The organism is Blautia sp. MSJ-9 (genome assembly GCF_018919065.1).
Classification (GTDB): Bacteria; Bacillota; Clostridia; order Lachnospirales; family Lachnospiraceae; genus Blautia_A.
Genome location: NZ_JAHLQG010000033.1, coordinates 70,512 through 85,544 on the forward strand (window position 1 = coordinate 70,512; position 15,033 = coordinate 85,544).

Below are 15,033 nucleotides of genomic sequence, written 5' to 3' on the forward strand. Positions count from 1 at the left end.
TTTCACCTGTAACAGGATGACAGATGAATGATTAAGGAAAGAGGTTACATATGACAAAAGAACAGTTACGAAAAAACTGGCGGCGTGGATTCGCAGTTGCCCTGACAGCGGCAATGGTGGCAAACTCCACACTCCCGTCAGCAGCATTTGCGGCAGAATTTACTTCGCCGGATGTAGAAGAAGAGATCAGTCTGCAGGACAATACGCAGGCAGGATCAGAGGAATCAGTCTTTGATGATGGTTCGCAGAATGCAGAGAGTGCGGAAAATGCAGTAGAAGATTTTTCATCAGGTGATGAAGTATCAGTTCCTGCAAAAGAAGTACAGGAGGGAGATTTCAATCAGACAAAAACGGTAGATGGGATTGAAGTTTCTGTAACCGCAGACAAGGGCGTTTTCCCAGAAGGGGCAAGCCTGAATGTTCGCAAGGTAAAGAAACAGTCTGTCATTGATGCTTTTGAGGATGTGGTACAAAAACAGCAGGAAACCTCTTCTGAGGATGCCATGGTGGAAGAAATCCGTGAAGAGCTGAAAAAAATGGCAGATCAGGGTGTGGACGATTTTGGAGTAGGAACCGAAGAAGAGAATGACCTGCAGGTATTTGATATTACCATAACTGATGAAAACGGTGAGGAGATCCAGCCGGATAACAGCAAGGGAAGTGCAACTGTATCATTCTCAGGAATTGACACGGACAACAGTACCGAGGACATTCAGATCTATCATGCCGATGATGATCTTGAGAATGTGCAGGCACTTGATACAGAGGCATATGTAGAGGCAGGCTATGCAGAAGTACCGGCAGAACATTTTTCCTATTATTGTCTGAGTACCTTCAATCCAGGAACACAGTTTGAGATTCATGAACTGACATCCGCATATGCCAATACAGAACTGACAACTGGAATCTATTATGTGTCTGAGAATACACCAGAATTTGTGGGTGCAGACAGCAAAAGCAGCAGTCAGGCTGGCGGCAATGGATTAAAGATTGCAAATGGAGCAACCGTTTATATCTATATTGCAGATGGCAAGACATTGACTGCGGCTGGTGGTCAAGGTTACGCTGGTACAGATGGTAAAAATGGAACTTCTGCAAAAGCTAACATTAGTAAAATCACTAAGGATGGTATAACATATAACCATATAGCAGACGGAGCTTATGAAAAGGGAACCGGAGGTGCAGGTGGCAGCGGTGCAACCGGTGGTGGTGCAGCAATCTATGTTCCAGAAGGCTCTAAAATAGCAATTTTAGGAAATGGTTCCTTAAATGTAACTGGAGGAACAGGTGGTAATGCCGGTAATGGACAGAATGGGCAAAAAACAATATACAGCAAGCTGTCTTTTGTAAGTGTCACAAAAGGTTCAAGTATATCTCTATGTTCAACCACAAATAACGTTGGTTTAAATCCATCTTGTTCTGGGACTACTACCATAGCGTATAAATGGTTAGATGAAAATCTTGTTATTGGCGGAGCCGGAGGAAGCGGCGGCGGAGGTGCAGCCGGAGGCGGTGCTGGTATTGGAACTAATGGAGCAAATGGTAATGTAGGAGCAAATGGTGTAATTGGAAATGCTGACCAGGATGAGGCGAACTATGTAGATAAAGTTGCAGGAAAGTCTGCTACAGCGAATATATCTGCCAGTTCATCAGGACAGATTTATATTGGAAATGTTACAGTAAATGCAACAGGCGGACAAGGTGGTCAGGCAGGAAGCCGGCAGTCGGTAGTCGCTAAGCATAATCATAGTATTACATATTATAAGAAAAAAGATACTACTGCTTATTCAGGTACCTTCTGGGTTCAGGATGGCCAGTCTGGTGGCGGCGGTGGAGCCGGCGGAACCGGAGCTTCCATAGGAACTGGTGGTGTCGGTGGAGCTGGAGGATCCGGAGGTGACTCAGGTTCTTGCTGGACAAAAGATGATTATTCTAATAAAACAGGATATGCTCCAGAGTCCGTACGAGGCAATAACGGAGGAACCGGCACAAACGGATCTGGTTCTAAGTCAGATATATCAGACAGTCAGAATCCATACAACACTGTTACTTTCACTGGTGCTTCCTCCAATGTAACACAGAATTATTATCTTGCAAAAGAATCTGTCATCACAGTTCCATCCAGCGACGCAGCTGGCTTTTGCGGATGGAAAGTAACCACAGGAGCACAGACACTGGATGCTTCCTTTGGTGAACACACCACAAAATCTCTCCTTGCTGGTGACAATACCATTTACAAAGCAGGAGATACCATTATCGTTGATAAATTAGCCAACGGGGATGTAGTGCTGGAAGCAGTGATCCATTCCCACAGCTGGAAGTATGAAAGCAATGGAAATGAAATCAAAGCATATTGCATCGGAGAAAACGGCGAAGATGTCTGCGAGCATTATGGCAGCGAAAAAGCAGTTACCCTTACCGTAAAGGCTGACAGCAAGACCTATGATGGAACAGCAGCTTCTGTTTCTGTAGAAAATGCAGATACAGTTACGAATCTGACAGGGGACGCTGTAACTGTTGCTTACTATAAAACAGATGCAGAGGGAACCATCACAGATCAGAACAGTTTTGCCGATGCACCAAAGAATGCCGGAAATTATCTGGCAACTGTGACGCTGGGCAACGCAAGAGCAGAGCAGAAGTTTACCATCTCACCATTTGAAATCAAAGAAGAAAATGTAACACTGGATCAAGATATCTTTGAGTGGACAGGAACTGAGATCGCCCCGGTTGTTACTGTGAAAGTATCCTTAAATGGTGCAGAACAGGTATTAACCCCAGAGACAGATTACACATTATCTGGAACTCTGGCTGCAACAGACTTAAGCGGAACAGACGGTTACATCTTCACAGTTTCCGGAACAGGCAATTTCACCGGAAACGTAGAAAAGACCTGGAAGATCACGAAAAAGGTGATGACTGGTATTTCAGCAGCTCCTGTGGAAGCAACCTATGATGGAGCTTCTCATGGAATTACCGTAACGGGTCAGCCGGATGGCGCTGAGATCATCTACAGTGCGGATGGAAAAACCTATGGCACAGAACAGCCTGTATGCAAAGATGTGAAAGCAGGCGGCTATACCGTATATTATAAGGTAACAAAAGAGGGCTATGAAGATTATACAGGATCTGCAACGGTAACGATCAACCCAAGACCGATTACCGTAAAAGTAGCAGATAAGGAAATTACTTACGGCGACGCAGAACCGGAATATACTTCCGAGATCACTAATGGAACTCTGGTAAAAGGAGATGATCTGGATCTGACCTACAGCCGTGAAGAAGGAACTTCCGCTAAAGCTTACGCAATTACTGTAACAAGTAAAAACAGCAATTACAAATTGACGGCAGAACCGGGAACCCTGACGATTAAGAAAAAGGATCTGACCATCACACCGAAAAAAGCAGCAAAGGTATACGGAAATGCCGATCCGCAGTTCCGGTACAGCGTAAGCGGTCTGGTCGAAGGGGAAAAGGCAGATGATATCTTGACAGGTGCACTGGCAAGAACCGCAGGCGAGAACAAAGGCACTTACGCTTATGAAATCGGAAGCCTTGCTGATGCAAGCGGCAACTACAATGTGAACTTTAATGGAACCGCAGCAGAGTTTACCATCACAGCAAAAGAAGCTGTCCTGAGCTGGGGCAAGACAGACCTGACCTATAACGGGGCAGAACAGAGTGTCACCGCACAGGTGAGCAATGCGGCATTTGACGCCGATACCTTTACACTGGAGTACACCGGAAACGCTGCCACAAATGCAGGAAATTACAAAGCAGAAGTAACTGCTCTTGGAAATGATAACTATGTACTGACAGAAAACTCTAACCAGAAAACAGACTGGAGCATTGAAAAAGCAGATATCCAGTACCAGATTCCGGAAGCTGTTTCAGACCTGACCTATAATGGAGTAGATCAGGCGATGATCACTGTAACAGATCCGATTGGCGGTACCTGGATGTACAAAGTCGGTGACGGAAAATGGAGTGACCAGCTTCCGACCGGACTGGATGCAGGAACCTACACCATTTCCTATAAGGTAGTTGGTGATGACAACCATAAAGATTCCACAGAAGGCCAGCTCAACGTGACCATCGCAAAGAAAGCAGTCGTTGTTTCAGGTATTACCGCAGAGGATAAGACATACGATGGAAACACCGCAGCAGCACTGCACCTTGATCAGGTGCAGTTCGATGGAATCTTAGGGGAGGATTCCTTAACAGTTACAGCATCGGGAGTATTTGAAGATAAAAACGCAGGAAAGAAGAAAGTCCAGATTTCCAATCTGGTACTGGATGGGGCATCTGCGAAGAACTATGTGCTTGCAGTCAAAGGACAGCAGAACGAAACAGCAGCCACGATTCATGCAAAAGAGATCACTGCAGTGATCACACCAAATGGTGGAATTTACGAAGGAACCATCACTCCGGCAACAGCCATTCTGAAGGGACTGGCAGGAGCAGATGATCCGAAGATTACCCTGACCTATACCGGAACTGGAAACGATGGAACTGAGGCAGACGGAACTGTACCGACACATGCCGGAACTTATACCGTAACCGCATCCATTACAGACGATAATTACAGCCTGAAAGCAGAAGGAGCATCCGCAGAATTTGTTGTAGCAAAAGCAGATCCGGCACTTGCCGTAACCGCAGTTGCAGACAAGAATTACGGCGAAGAAGCCTTCAAACTGGAAAGCACCAACAAAGGTGACGGACAGAAATCTTACACCAGCAGCGATGAGAAAGTCGCAAAGGTAGATAAGAATGGTCTGGTAACTATCGTTGGAGCTGGTACAGCAACCCTGACCGTATCCATTGCAGAGAGTGCAAACTACAATGCAGGAGAAAAGAATGTTACCGTAACGGTTAAGAAGATTGATCATAAGCTTACAGTTGAAAACATGGAATATAAAGTAACTTATGGAGATCAGACATTTAAAATTTCAGCAAGTGCAGGAGACAAAGAGACAAGCATTAAGTTTGCAAGTGATAACAATGATATTGCATCCGTAAGTGCAGATGGAACCGTAACCGTAGGAAATGTGGGAACCGCAAAGATTACAGTTTCCATGGACGAAAGCCCGAACTATCTTACAGTAGCTAAAGAAGTGACTGTAACTGTTGTACCAAAAGAAGTAACCGTAACACCAAACGATGCTTCCAAAGTTTACGGAGAAAAAGATAAAGAATTTTCTTATACTGCAAGCGGTCTGGTAGGAGACGATACCCTTTCCGGTATCACACTGACAAGAACTGCGGGTGAAGATGTTGGAACTTATGACATTACAGCATCCGAAGAAAAAGATGCCAACCCGAACTACAGTGTGAGATTTAACAAGAGAATCTTTACTATCACCCAGAAAGAGATCGGTCTTACCTGGGCAGACACCAAACTGACCTACAGTGGTAAAGACCAGCAGCCAAGTGCATCCGCAACCGGACTGGCAGGAAACGACACCTGCGAAGTAACCGTGATCGGAGCTATGAAGAATGCTGGAACTTACACCGCAACAGCAACCCAATTAAGCAATCAGAACTATAAACTTCCGGCAGAGACAACTACAGAATATACCATCAGTGCAAAAGAAATTGGTATCGAATGGAGCAATCTGGAGTTCACCTATGACGGAACCAAGAAACAGCCAACAGCCAAAGCAACAGGACTGGTAGAAGGTGATACCTGCAGTATCACTGTAAGTGGAGCCGCAGCAAAAGCCGGAACCCATACTGCCAAAGCGGAAGCCGTAGACAATGCAAACTACAAACTGCCGAAAAATGTGGAAACAAAGTTTATCATCAACAAAGCAGAAACCGCAGTTTCCCAGACACCGGAAATCATTTACGACCTGACCTATACAGGAAAAGCGCAGAATCTGATCTCTGATGGAAAAACAGAGGATGGAACTTTTGTTTACAAAGTAAATGACGGCGAATGGAGCGAAAACATTCCATCCGGGCTGGATGCGGGAACTTATGAGATTACCTACAAGGTGATCGGTGATGATAATCATAACGATTCCAAAGAAAGTAAGTTCACCGTGATCATTGCTCCAAAAGCAGTGACCGTAACACCATACAGCGCAGAGAAGCACGTAGGAAAGAATGACCCGGAGAAATTTACTTATCAGGTAGCCGGACTTGTTGGAAAAGATACTTTAAAGGGTATCACCGTTACAAGAAAAGAAGGAGAAGATCCTGGTAAATATGATATTACAGCGTCCGTAGATAAAAACGCGTCAAACTCCAATTATAAGATCACCCTGGAAAAAGGAACATTTACCATCAGTGGCCATGACTGGTCAGGAGAATGGAAAACAGTCAGGGAAGCAACTTCCTGGTCTGAAGGAAAGAAGGAAAAGACCTGTGCATTTGACGGATGTGAACAGAAGAAATACGAAATGATCCCGAAAACTGGTGAGAAAGAAGATACAAATGATAAGAAACTGGAAAAAGATGCAGAAGTAGCACCGGGTTCACCAATCGATCAGGCATCCCTGGACAGCAGCAAAACAGAACTTCTGGAAGCACCGGATATCTTTACTGATGATGAGCAAAAAGATATTTCTGCAGGAAAGAAGAATGCCAGGGTATGGATCGAGGTAACACCTGTAAATAAAGAGACAGACCTTACACCAGAGGAAATAGCTGCGATCGAGAAAGAAGCGGAAAAACTGACAGGAAAAGATTCTGAGATTGTTTACTTCAACGCAAACCTGTTCAAACAGGTTGATGGTGGAGAAAAGACCCAGATCAAAGATCCTGGAACAAAGATAAAGATCACCATCCGCATCCCGGAGGAATTGCTGAACCATCAGTCTTATACCATCCGTGACTATAAGATCATCAGAATGCATGATGGAAAAGCAGAAGTTCTCAGCGGAACTTTCAACAGTTCCACAAAAGAATTTACCTTTGAGACAGATAAGTTCTCAACTTATGCAATTTCCTATAAGGATACTTACTATGCACCAAGCTACCCGGTAACAGGTGTTACTGTATCACCGGAGAAAGCAACCCTTACCAAAGAGGGCGAGACTGTACAGTTAAAGGAAACCATCACACCATCTTACGCAGACAATAAGAACGTAACATGGACATCCAGTGATGAAAAAGTAGCAACTGTAGATAAGAATGGTAAAGTAACCGCAGTATCCAACGGAACCGCAGTCATTACTGTAACAACCGCAGACGGTAAATACACCGCTAAAACTACGATCACTGTAAAGATCGCACCGGAGAAGCTGACACTCAAGGCAGAAAAGACAACTCTTACAAAGATCGGTGACAGCCGGCAGATCACTGCAAAAGTAGAACCGGATAATGCATACAAGAAACTGATCTGGAAATCCAGTGATGAGAAAGTAGCCATTGTTGACGCTGACGGAAAAGTAACCGCAGTAGGAACCGGAACCGCAACGATCACTGCCACAACCGAGGATGGAAAACTGACAGAATCCGTAACCATCACCGTGAAGATCCCAGATGAGCCAACTGTAAACGAAACAACCGGATATGGACGATTAAAAGCCCGTTCCGTAACCCAGACAAACAACTCCATCAAACTGGAATGGACAAGAGTCAGCGGCGCAGACGGTTATATCATTTATGGAAACTATTGCAACGGAAACGGTAAAACATACAAATACAACAAGATTACCACAATCACCAACGGCAAGACCAGAACATGGACACACATCAAACTGAAAAAGGCTACTTATTACAAATACATTGTAAAAGCCTACAAGGTGGTAAACGGTAAGAAAGTCATCACCGACACTTCCGTATCTGTCCATGCAACCACAACCGGCGGTAAATACGGTGTAGCCAAAGCAGTTTCCATTACAAAGATTGGAAGCAAGAAGAACGTTACAAAAGCAACCTTAAAGAAAGGCAAGACCACCCAGATCACTGCAACAGAGATCAAGAAAGATAAACCAATCAAACATCACAGAAACATCTGCTACGAAAGCAGCAACACCAAAGTAGCAACCGTAACACCAGACGGTGTGATTCAGGCAAAAGGCAAAGGAACCTGTACAATTTGGGTATATGCGCAAAATGGTGTATATAAGACAATCACTGTAACAGTAAAATAGTGAAATAAATTGAAATCATGGCGAGAGGGGAAGTATTTCCCTCTCGTTTGTAATTTGTTAAATATCTGATGTTCTATTCATTCCTTAACTTGCATTAAAATTTATGTAAATACAGAATCACAGGTGGAGCAATAAGAAACGGATGAGTTTTGATTGACAGAATATACTCTGTTTGCTACACTGAATTTACATATCTGGGAAAATTTTCTGGACCGTTCGGTCATCTGATCCCCTTTATGGAAAAACAAATACAGAAGATAAGGTTTATGCGATCTGCGCAGGTTAATATATAAGTTTGCAAAAGGATCGGGTATTCAAACATTGTTACTATATGTTATAATATCAATGTCGAAAGGAGTAAGGAATGAGTCCTACAATTTTTGATGATGTTTTCCGGACAATGATGGAGAAGATGCCTTATCTGGCAGTGCCACTGATCAATGAGGTATTTCATACTTCCTATCCGGAGAACGTGGAGATCACGCAGCTTAGAAACGAACATCAGCAGGAAAACGGAGAGATTATAACAGATTCCTGCCTGAAGATTGGAAGTAAGCTGTACCACATCGAATGCCAGAGCATCGATGACACTACGATGGCAATCCGAATGATTGAATATGATTTTGCCATTGCAGTAGAGAACGCACAAAAGATGAACCGCAGGTACCGGATTGAATTTCCGAAATCTTGCGTAATATACCTGAGAAGTAATAAAAATACACCGGATTCACTGGAAGTTGAGGTCGTTTTCCCGGACGGAAACACATATATGTACCAGATTCCAACTGTAAAAATGGACAATTATACGAAAGACAGTATTTTTGAAAAAAATCTGCTTATGCTGTTACCGTTTTATGTTATGAGATATGAGAAAAATGCACATGAGATCAGTGAAAATCCAGAAAAGATGCAACAGCTTCTGGATGAATATGAAGAAATCCGCCAGAAGCTGAACGAGGAACTGACAGAAGAAGGAAAATCAGAACTGTATACAAATCTGATGGACTGGATAGCAAGAGTATCGGATTATATTTTCAGAAATGAAAATGCAGTTCGGAAAGGAATTGGTGGTATTATGCGTGGACGAGTGTTGAAATTGAAATCAGAAGAACTTTTGGAGGAAGGGGAACTGAAAAAGTCAAAAGAAGTCGCCGCTTCTTTTGCAGAAATGGGTTTGCCAGTGGATAAGATAGCGCAGGGAATAAAAGTAAGTGAAAAAACAGTTATGGAATGGCTGGGGCTTTCTGAAGAAGATGTATTAAGGCAGAAAGCAGAGAAATTTATCAGGGAGAGTGAAGTAAAAAAGTCCAGAGAAATCGCACTTAATTTTGCCGAGATGGGATTGCCTGTTGAGAAAATTGCACAGGGAGTAAATGTAAGTGAAGAAACCATCAGGGAATGGCTGGCAGAGAAGTAGTCAGGAAAGGAATACGTGAGATTATGGGTGGAAAAGTTTTGGAATATGATATGAGTTATAACCAAAACTAAACTGACATCCCGGATCATATATGTGATCCGGGATGTTGTTATGTGAAGAAATGATTCACGGAAAGAGCAGCGATAATTTTGCATTTTATCCGGAGGATTTTTTGGAATAGTTGATAATAGCCTGTATGGATGGTATATTATATTTAATTCAGTTTGGCCAGATCGGGTAATTTGTCCGTTTTAACTAAATTAAGTGAGTCCCTTGCTTCAGTTGCAAAAGCAATAGCAGTGGGCGGGGACTTGCAAAATTAAGACTGACAGGCAGAAATCTGACTGGTATCGTGTATACCATTATGAAACTGAATCAGAAATACAAAACAGGAGTTTAATTTTTTATATGTTACCAGATTCTCATCGTTTAATGAATACAGCAATGCTTATGTGGGGCTGTATTTTTTGTCTGATTGCATCTTTTTGTCTGTTTTTGGGAAAGAATTACCATAAGGAACGGAGAAAATGGATGCTGAGTATGCAGCTGTCAACTGCGACACTTCTTGGGAGTGATGCGCTTGCATGGATATTCAGGGGAAATCCGGAAGAGCTTGGCTTTTATATGGTAAGGATCAGCAATTTCCTTGTGTTTGCGCTGAGTGACCTGACACTGCTGTTCTTTCAGCAGTATATAGGATGTCATATATTTGGAGAAGACCGCAGGAAAAATAAGTGGATCAGGATTTCCAGTATAATCGCAGTGGCAGGGATTCTTCTGGTAGTAATTTCTCAGTTTACAGATTTATATTATTATTTTGATGCTGAGAATTTTTACCACAGAAATTCTGCATATATCCTGTCTATGATCCTGCCGATGACAGCTATGATCATTGATTTTGTGCTGCTCATTTATTATAGAAAGAGAATGAGCAGGGAGATTTTCTTTGCAATGAGCTCCTACATCGTACTTCCGGTGATTGCGGCATTATTTCAGGCCGTGCATTATGGCGGATCACTGATAAATATTGCAATCGGATGTTCTATGACTCTTATGTATATCGTAGCAACCAGAGAGCAGAACAGAGAACTGGGACGGCTTGCGAAAAGCAGGGAAGAAATTGCGGAGAAACTTCAGATTTCGTCAATGCTGAACCGATGTGTGAAAGAACTCTCTTCAGAAAAAGATGATGATCAGGCGATCAATAACCTTCTGAAGATCATTAATGAATATTTTGACGCAGACCGCACCTATATTTTTGAGATAGATTTCGAGAAAGATGAATTGTTTAATACATACGAATATGTAAAAGGCATGGTTACACAACAGATTGACAATCTGCAGGGTGTTCCGATGGAGGTAATATCTGTATGGATGGAGAACTTCCGAAAATCAGAAGCATATTTCATTTCAGATCTGGAACAGGAAAAGGGAATGCCTCATTATGAAATCCTGAAAATGCAGGATGTAACCAGACTTTTGGCAGTACCGCTTATAAAAGAAGGTGAAGTAATAGGTTTTCTTGGGGTGGACAATCCAAGAAGCCATTATGAGGATGCAACACTTCTGTCATCCATTCAGTTCTTTGTGACCAGCAGTCTGGATCGAAAGCAGGAGAAAGAATATCTGAAATATTTAAGTTATCAGGATATGCTGACAAATCTTTATAACCGTAACCGTTATATAGAAGTTCTGGATTTTTACAAAAATCAGAAAGCTGTCCGTACAGGTGTGGCATATATTGACCTAAATGGCCTGAAGCAGATCAATGACCAGAAAGGCCATGAAGCCGGGGACAAGCAGATAAAAGGGGCGGCATCGATTATTGCAGAAATTTTTCCAAAACAGGCATATAGAATCGGCGGTGATGAGTTTGTCGTTATTTCCAGTGATACAGCAGAACAGGAATTCACTGACAAGATGGAACTTCTGAGAAATCAGATGAAACTGTCTGGTATCAGTGTTTCGGTTGGAGCTGTCTGGAAAGAAGAGACGGATGATCTGGGTGGAATATTAAAGACTGCGGATATGACAATGTATGAGGAAAAAGAAGAATACCATAGAGTGAATGGAACTTATTACAGACGGTAAAGCGCTGCCGGAGCAGGTGAAGAAAGATCTGCCTGCCACAGGAAAATTCATCTGCAGATGATGCAGGCGTGATACAAAGAAGGTATAGAAATCTATAACAAGGGGGATAAAACAAATGATAAAATTACAGCTTCATGAAAACTGGCAGTTGTGCAATATCAGGCAGCTGGACTGGATCCCGGCACAGGTTCCGGGGGATATTTATGCGGCACTTCTTAAGGCGGGAAAGATGCCGGATCCGTTCTTTGGGGATAATGAATATCAGGCGAAAGCACTGATGGAGGAGGATTACGAATACAGAACCGTATTCAATTATGAAGAGGCGAAGTTTAAAGATTGTCAGGAAGTGATCCTCAGATTTGACGGGATCGATACAATCGCGGATATTTATCTGAATGGATGTTGTCTGGGAAAAGTTGACAACATGCACAGGACTTGGGAATTTCCGGTAGGGGAACTGCTAGAAGAGGGTAAGAATACCTTACGTGTTATCATCCGCTCTCCGCTGAAATTTATGGCAGAAGCATTTCAGAAATATAAAAACAGAGGAAATGAAGACACGGTTGAAGGATTTATGCATCTGCGCAAAGCCCACTATATGTGCGGCTGGGACTGGGGTGCATGTCTGCCGGATGGAGGAATCTTCCGTCCTGTAACGCTTCTGGGAATTGAAACAGCCAGACTGGACAGTGTTTATATCCGCCAGATACATGAGGATGGAAAAGTCCTGCTGGTTCCGGAAGTGGATGTGGAGACTGTCGATGAGGAAGAGAACGAAGCAGATGGTTACGAAGATGCAGAAGCACTGGAATATCAGGTAACGATAACTGCGCCGGATGGAACGAAAACTACATGGGATGACTGTCCGGATGAAATTGAGATAGAGGATCCACAGCTCTGGTGGCCGAACGGATTGGGAGAACAGCCGTTATATCAGGTACAGGTAGACCTGAAAGCCGGCGATAAGATTGTGGACACCTGGTGCAGAAAAATCGGTCTTCGTACGCTGACCATGCATATAGAGAAAGATCAGTGGGGTGAGAGCTTTGCCCATGAAGTAAACGGCTATCAGGTATTTGCCATGGGTGCGGACTATATTCCTGAGGATAATCTGCTGCAGAGAACATCCAGAGAGCGTACCAGAGAACTGCTTCTCCAGTGTAAGAGAGCGAACTTTAATACTGTACGTGTCTGGGGTGGCGGTTATTATCCGGAAGACTGGTTCTTTGATCTTTGTGACGAACTGGGTCTGATGGTATGGCAGGACTTTATGTTTGCATGCTCTGTCTACGAACTGACACCGGAATTTGAGGCAAATATCCGTCAGGAATTTATTGACAATATCAAGCGTCTCCGCCATCACGCATCCCTTGCATTGTGGTGTGGAAACAATGAGATGGAAATGTTTGTAAAGCAGGGAACCTGGGTGACTAAGCCAACAGAAGTGAGAGACTATCTGTTCATGTATGAGCGTATCATTCCAGAAGTACTCAGCGAATACGACCCGGATACCTTCTACTGGCCGGCAAGCCCGTCATCAGGCGGTTCCTTTGATGAGCCAAATGATCCAAATCGCGGAGATGTGCATTACTGGGAAGTATGGCACGGCAATAAGCCATTCTCAGAATACCGAAAATATTTCTTCAGATATGCGTCTGAGTTTGGCTTCCAGTCATTCCCGTCTGTAAAGACACTTGAGACAGTAACAGATGATCCGAGAGAATTGAATCCATTTTCTTATGTAATGGAGAAACATCAGAGAAACTATGGCGGAAATGGAAAAATCGCCAAATACATGCAGGCAGCATATCGTTATCCTGAGAATTTCAGCGATTTCGTTTATGCATCCCAGCTTCTGCAGGCGGATGGAATCCGTTACGGAGTCGAGCATTACCGTAGAAATCGTGGACGCTGCATGGGTGCAATCTACTGGCAGTTAAATGACTGCTGGCCTGTAATTTCCTGGTCATCTATTGATTACTATGGACGATGGAAAGCACTTCATTATTATGCGAAGAGATTCTTTGCACCTGTAATGCTTTCCTGCGAGGAACAGAACTGGATGACTGCAGAAGCAGATATGAACCGCCAGCATTTTGAGTTTGAAAAATCCATTCATCTGAATGTGACAAATGAAACGTTGGAGCCACATAAGGTTCTGGTGAAGTATGCAGTACGCAATGCAAAAGCTGAAATTCTGTGCCAGGAAGAACAGTGGGTACAGGTTCCGGCACTTTCCAGTGTATGGCTGGATAAAGTGGAACTTCCGGAGATTGACTACTTTAATGAGTATGTAAGTTACGAAGCATGGGAAAATGAGCAGATCATTTCTCAGGGAACAGTGATCTTCTCCTATCCGAAATACTTCCGCTATCTGGATCCGAAACTGACAGTGAGTGTAGACGGAGATGAGATTGTTGTGAAGGCGGAAGCTTATGCAAAGAGTGTGGAGATTCAGAATGAGAATGATGATCTGATCCTGGAAGATAACTATTTTGATATGAACGCAGGAGAGCGCAGAGTGAAAATCCTCAATGGAACACCGAATGGGTTGAAAGTACGCAGTGTGTATGATATATAATTTTCAGAATGGCGTTTTGATATAAAAAATATAAAATGGAGCGGATAATGATATCTGCTCCATTTTGACAAAAAATAAGAATCATCACATTTCATAAAAAGTGGTGATTCTTATTTTTTATATCAGTCAGATAAGATTATCCGCATTTACTAAAAATATCTGGCTGTATGAAATCTGCGGTAAAATCTGTGGCAGATCAGTCAATCTGTCCCATCTGATCTTTGGCATTCTGAAGAACGGTATCAAAAGCAACTGCAGCTTTTGCATACTCTTCATCACTTTCAATATTAGAAAGCATCGGGTCACCGTTCTCTGTACGTGCGAATGTATAAAGATAAACTTCGCCGCTCTGATTCTGTCCGTTCTCATCCAGCGGGAGAAGTGCGATATATTCTTTTGCATCTACAGGGAATACAGTAAGTACTGCACATTCTACTTCTGTATCATCTTCCATGGTAAGGGTGATGGTTTTGTGGTTTTCAATTGGATCGCAGCCACTGTTAGAGCTGCATCCGCCTCCGCAGGAAGCGCAGTCGCTTGGATTACATCCGCCTAATGTAAATTCGTCACTCATTTTATATTCCTCATTCTTTCTTGTTTATTTGTCTGCTGATAGGAAATATTCTTACGATATTTCCGCCGCTTTGATATCGTTTTATTGTAGCAGAAACACGGGGAAAATGCAAGATTTCAGACGGATTTGCGCGTATGCTGCGAAATAGCAGGTTACTGTTCAAGGGTTAGCTGGACTTAGGAAAACCGATGGTGTAGACTGATAACAGTCAAAACCATCGGCTTTCTTTATCCAAATATCCTGGACACTCTGTCATATATATTTGCCG

The 15,033-nt window shown here is 43.1% G+C and carries 5 protein-coding genes; 4 read left to right on the top strand and 1 reads right to left on the bottom strand.

Annotated elements, in window-relative coordinates; translation table 11 throughout:
- Positions 1–50 precede the first annotated feature (50 nt).
- The 4 genes from KQI87_RS09040 to KQI87_RS09055 all read left to right on the top strand — a co-directional run bounded on the left by KQI87_RS09040 (position 51) and on the right by KQI87_RS09055 (position 14,191).
- A complete protein-coding gene (locus KQI87_RS09040) occupies positions 51–8,102 on the top strand; it encodes an MBG domain-containing protein (RefSeq protein WP_216459851.1) in 8,052 nt (2,683 codons plus the stop codon).
- A 364-nt stretch (positions 8,103–8,466) separates the two neighbouring features.
- Positions 8,467–9,519 (top strand): hypothetical protein, encoded by a 1,053-nt coding sequence (locus tag KQI87_RS09045; RefSeq protein ID WP_216459852.1) that lies wholly within the window; start codon positions 8,467–8,469, stop codon positions 9,517–9,519.
- A 408-nt stretch (positions 9,520–9,927) separates the two neighbouring features.
- The gene (locus KQI87_RS09050) at positions 9,928–11,610 is read left to right on the top strand and encodes a diguanylate cyclase (protein ID WP_216459853.1); all 1,683 of its coding nucleotides are present in this window, start codon (positions 9,928–9,930) and stop codon (positions 11,608–11,610) included.
- A gap of 115 nt (positions 11,611–11,725) precedes the next feature.
- The gene (locus KQI87_RS09055) at positions 11,726–14,191 is read left to right on the top strand and encodes a beta-mannosidase (protein WP_216459854.1); all 2,466 of its coding nucleotides are present in this window, start codon (positions 11,726–11,728) and stop codon (positions 14,189–14,191) included.
- 196 nt (positions 14,192–14,387) lie between these two features.
- On the opposite strand, the gene KQI87_RS09060 is transcribed toward KQI87_RS09055, so the two are convergent.
- Positions 14,388–14,765, bottom strand: coding sequence for a DUF1292 domain-containing protein (locus KQI87_RS09060; protein WP_216459855.1), 378 nt, complete (start codon positions 14,763–14,765; stop codon positions 14,388–14,390).
- Positions 14,766–15,033: the final 268 nt, after the last annotated feature.

What these genes read in the sequence shown, in the direction of transcription:
- KQI87_RS09040 (WP_216459851.1), top strand. Translation starts at nt 51, where the DNA reads ATGACAAAAGAACAGTTACGAAAAAACTGGCGGCGTGGATTCGCAGTT.
- KQI87_RS09045 (WP_216459852.1), top strand. Translation starts at nt 8,467, where the DNA reads ATGAGTCCTACAATTTTTGATGATGTTTTCCGGACAATGATGGAGAAG.
- KQI87_RS09050 (WP_216459853.1), top strand. Translation starts at nt 9,928, where the DNA reads ATGTTACCAGATTCTCATCGTTTAATGAATACAGCAATGCTTATGTGG.
- KQI87_RS09055 (WP_216459854.1), top strand. Translation starts at nt 11,726, where the DNA reads ATGATAAAATTACAGCTTCATGAAAACTGGCAGTTGTGCAATATCAGG.
- KQI87_RS09060 (WP_216459855.1), bottom strand. Translation starts at nt 14,765, where the DNA reads ATGAGTGACGAATTTACATTAGGCGGATGTAATCCAAGCGACTGCGCT.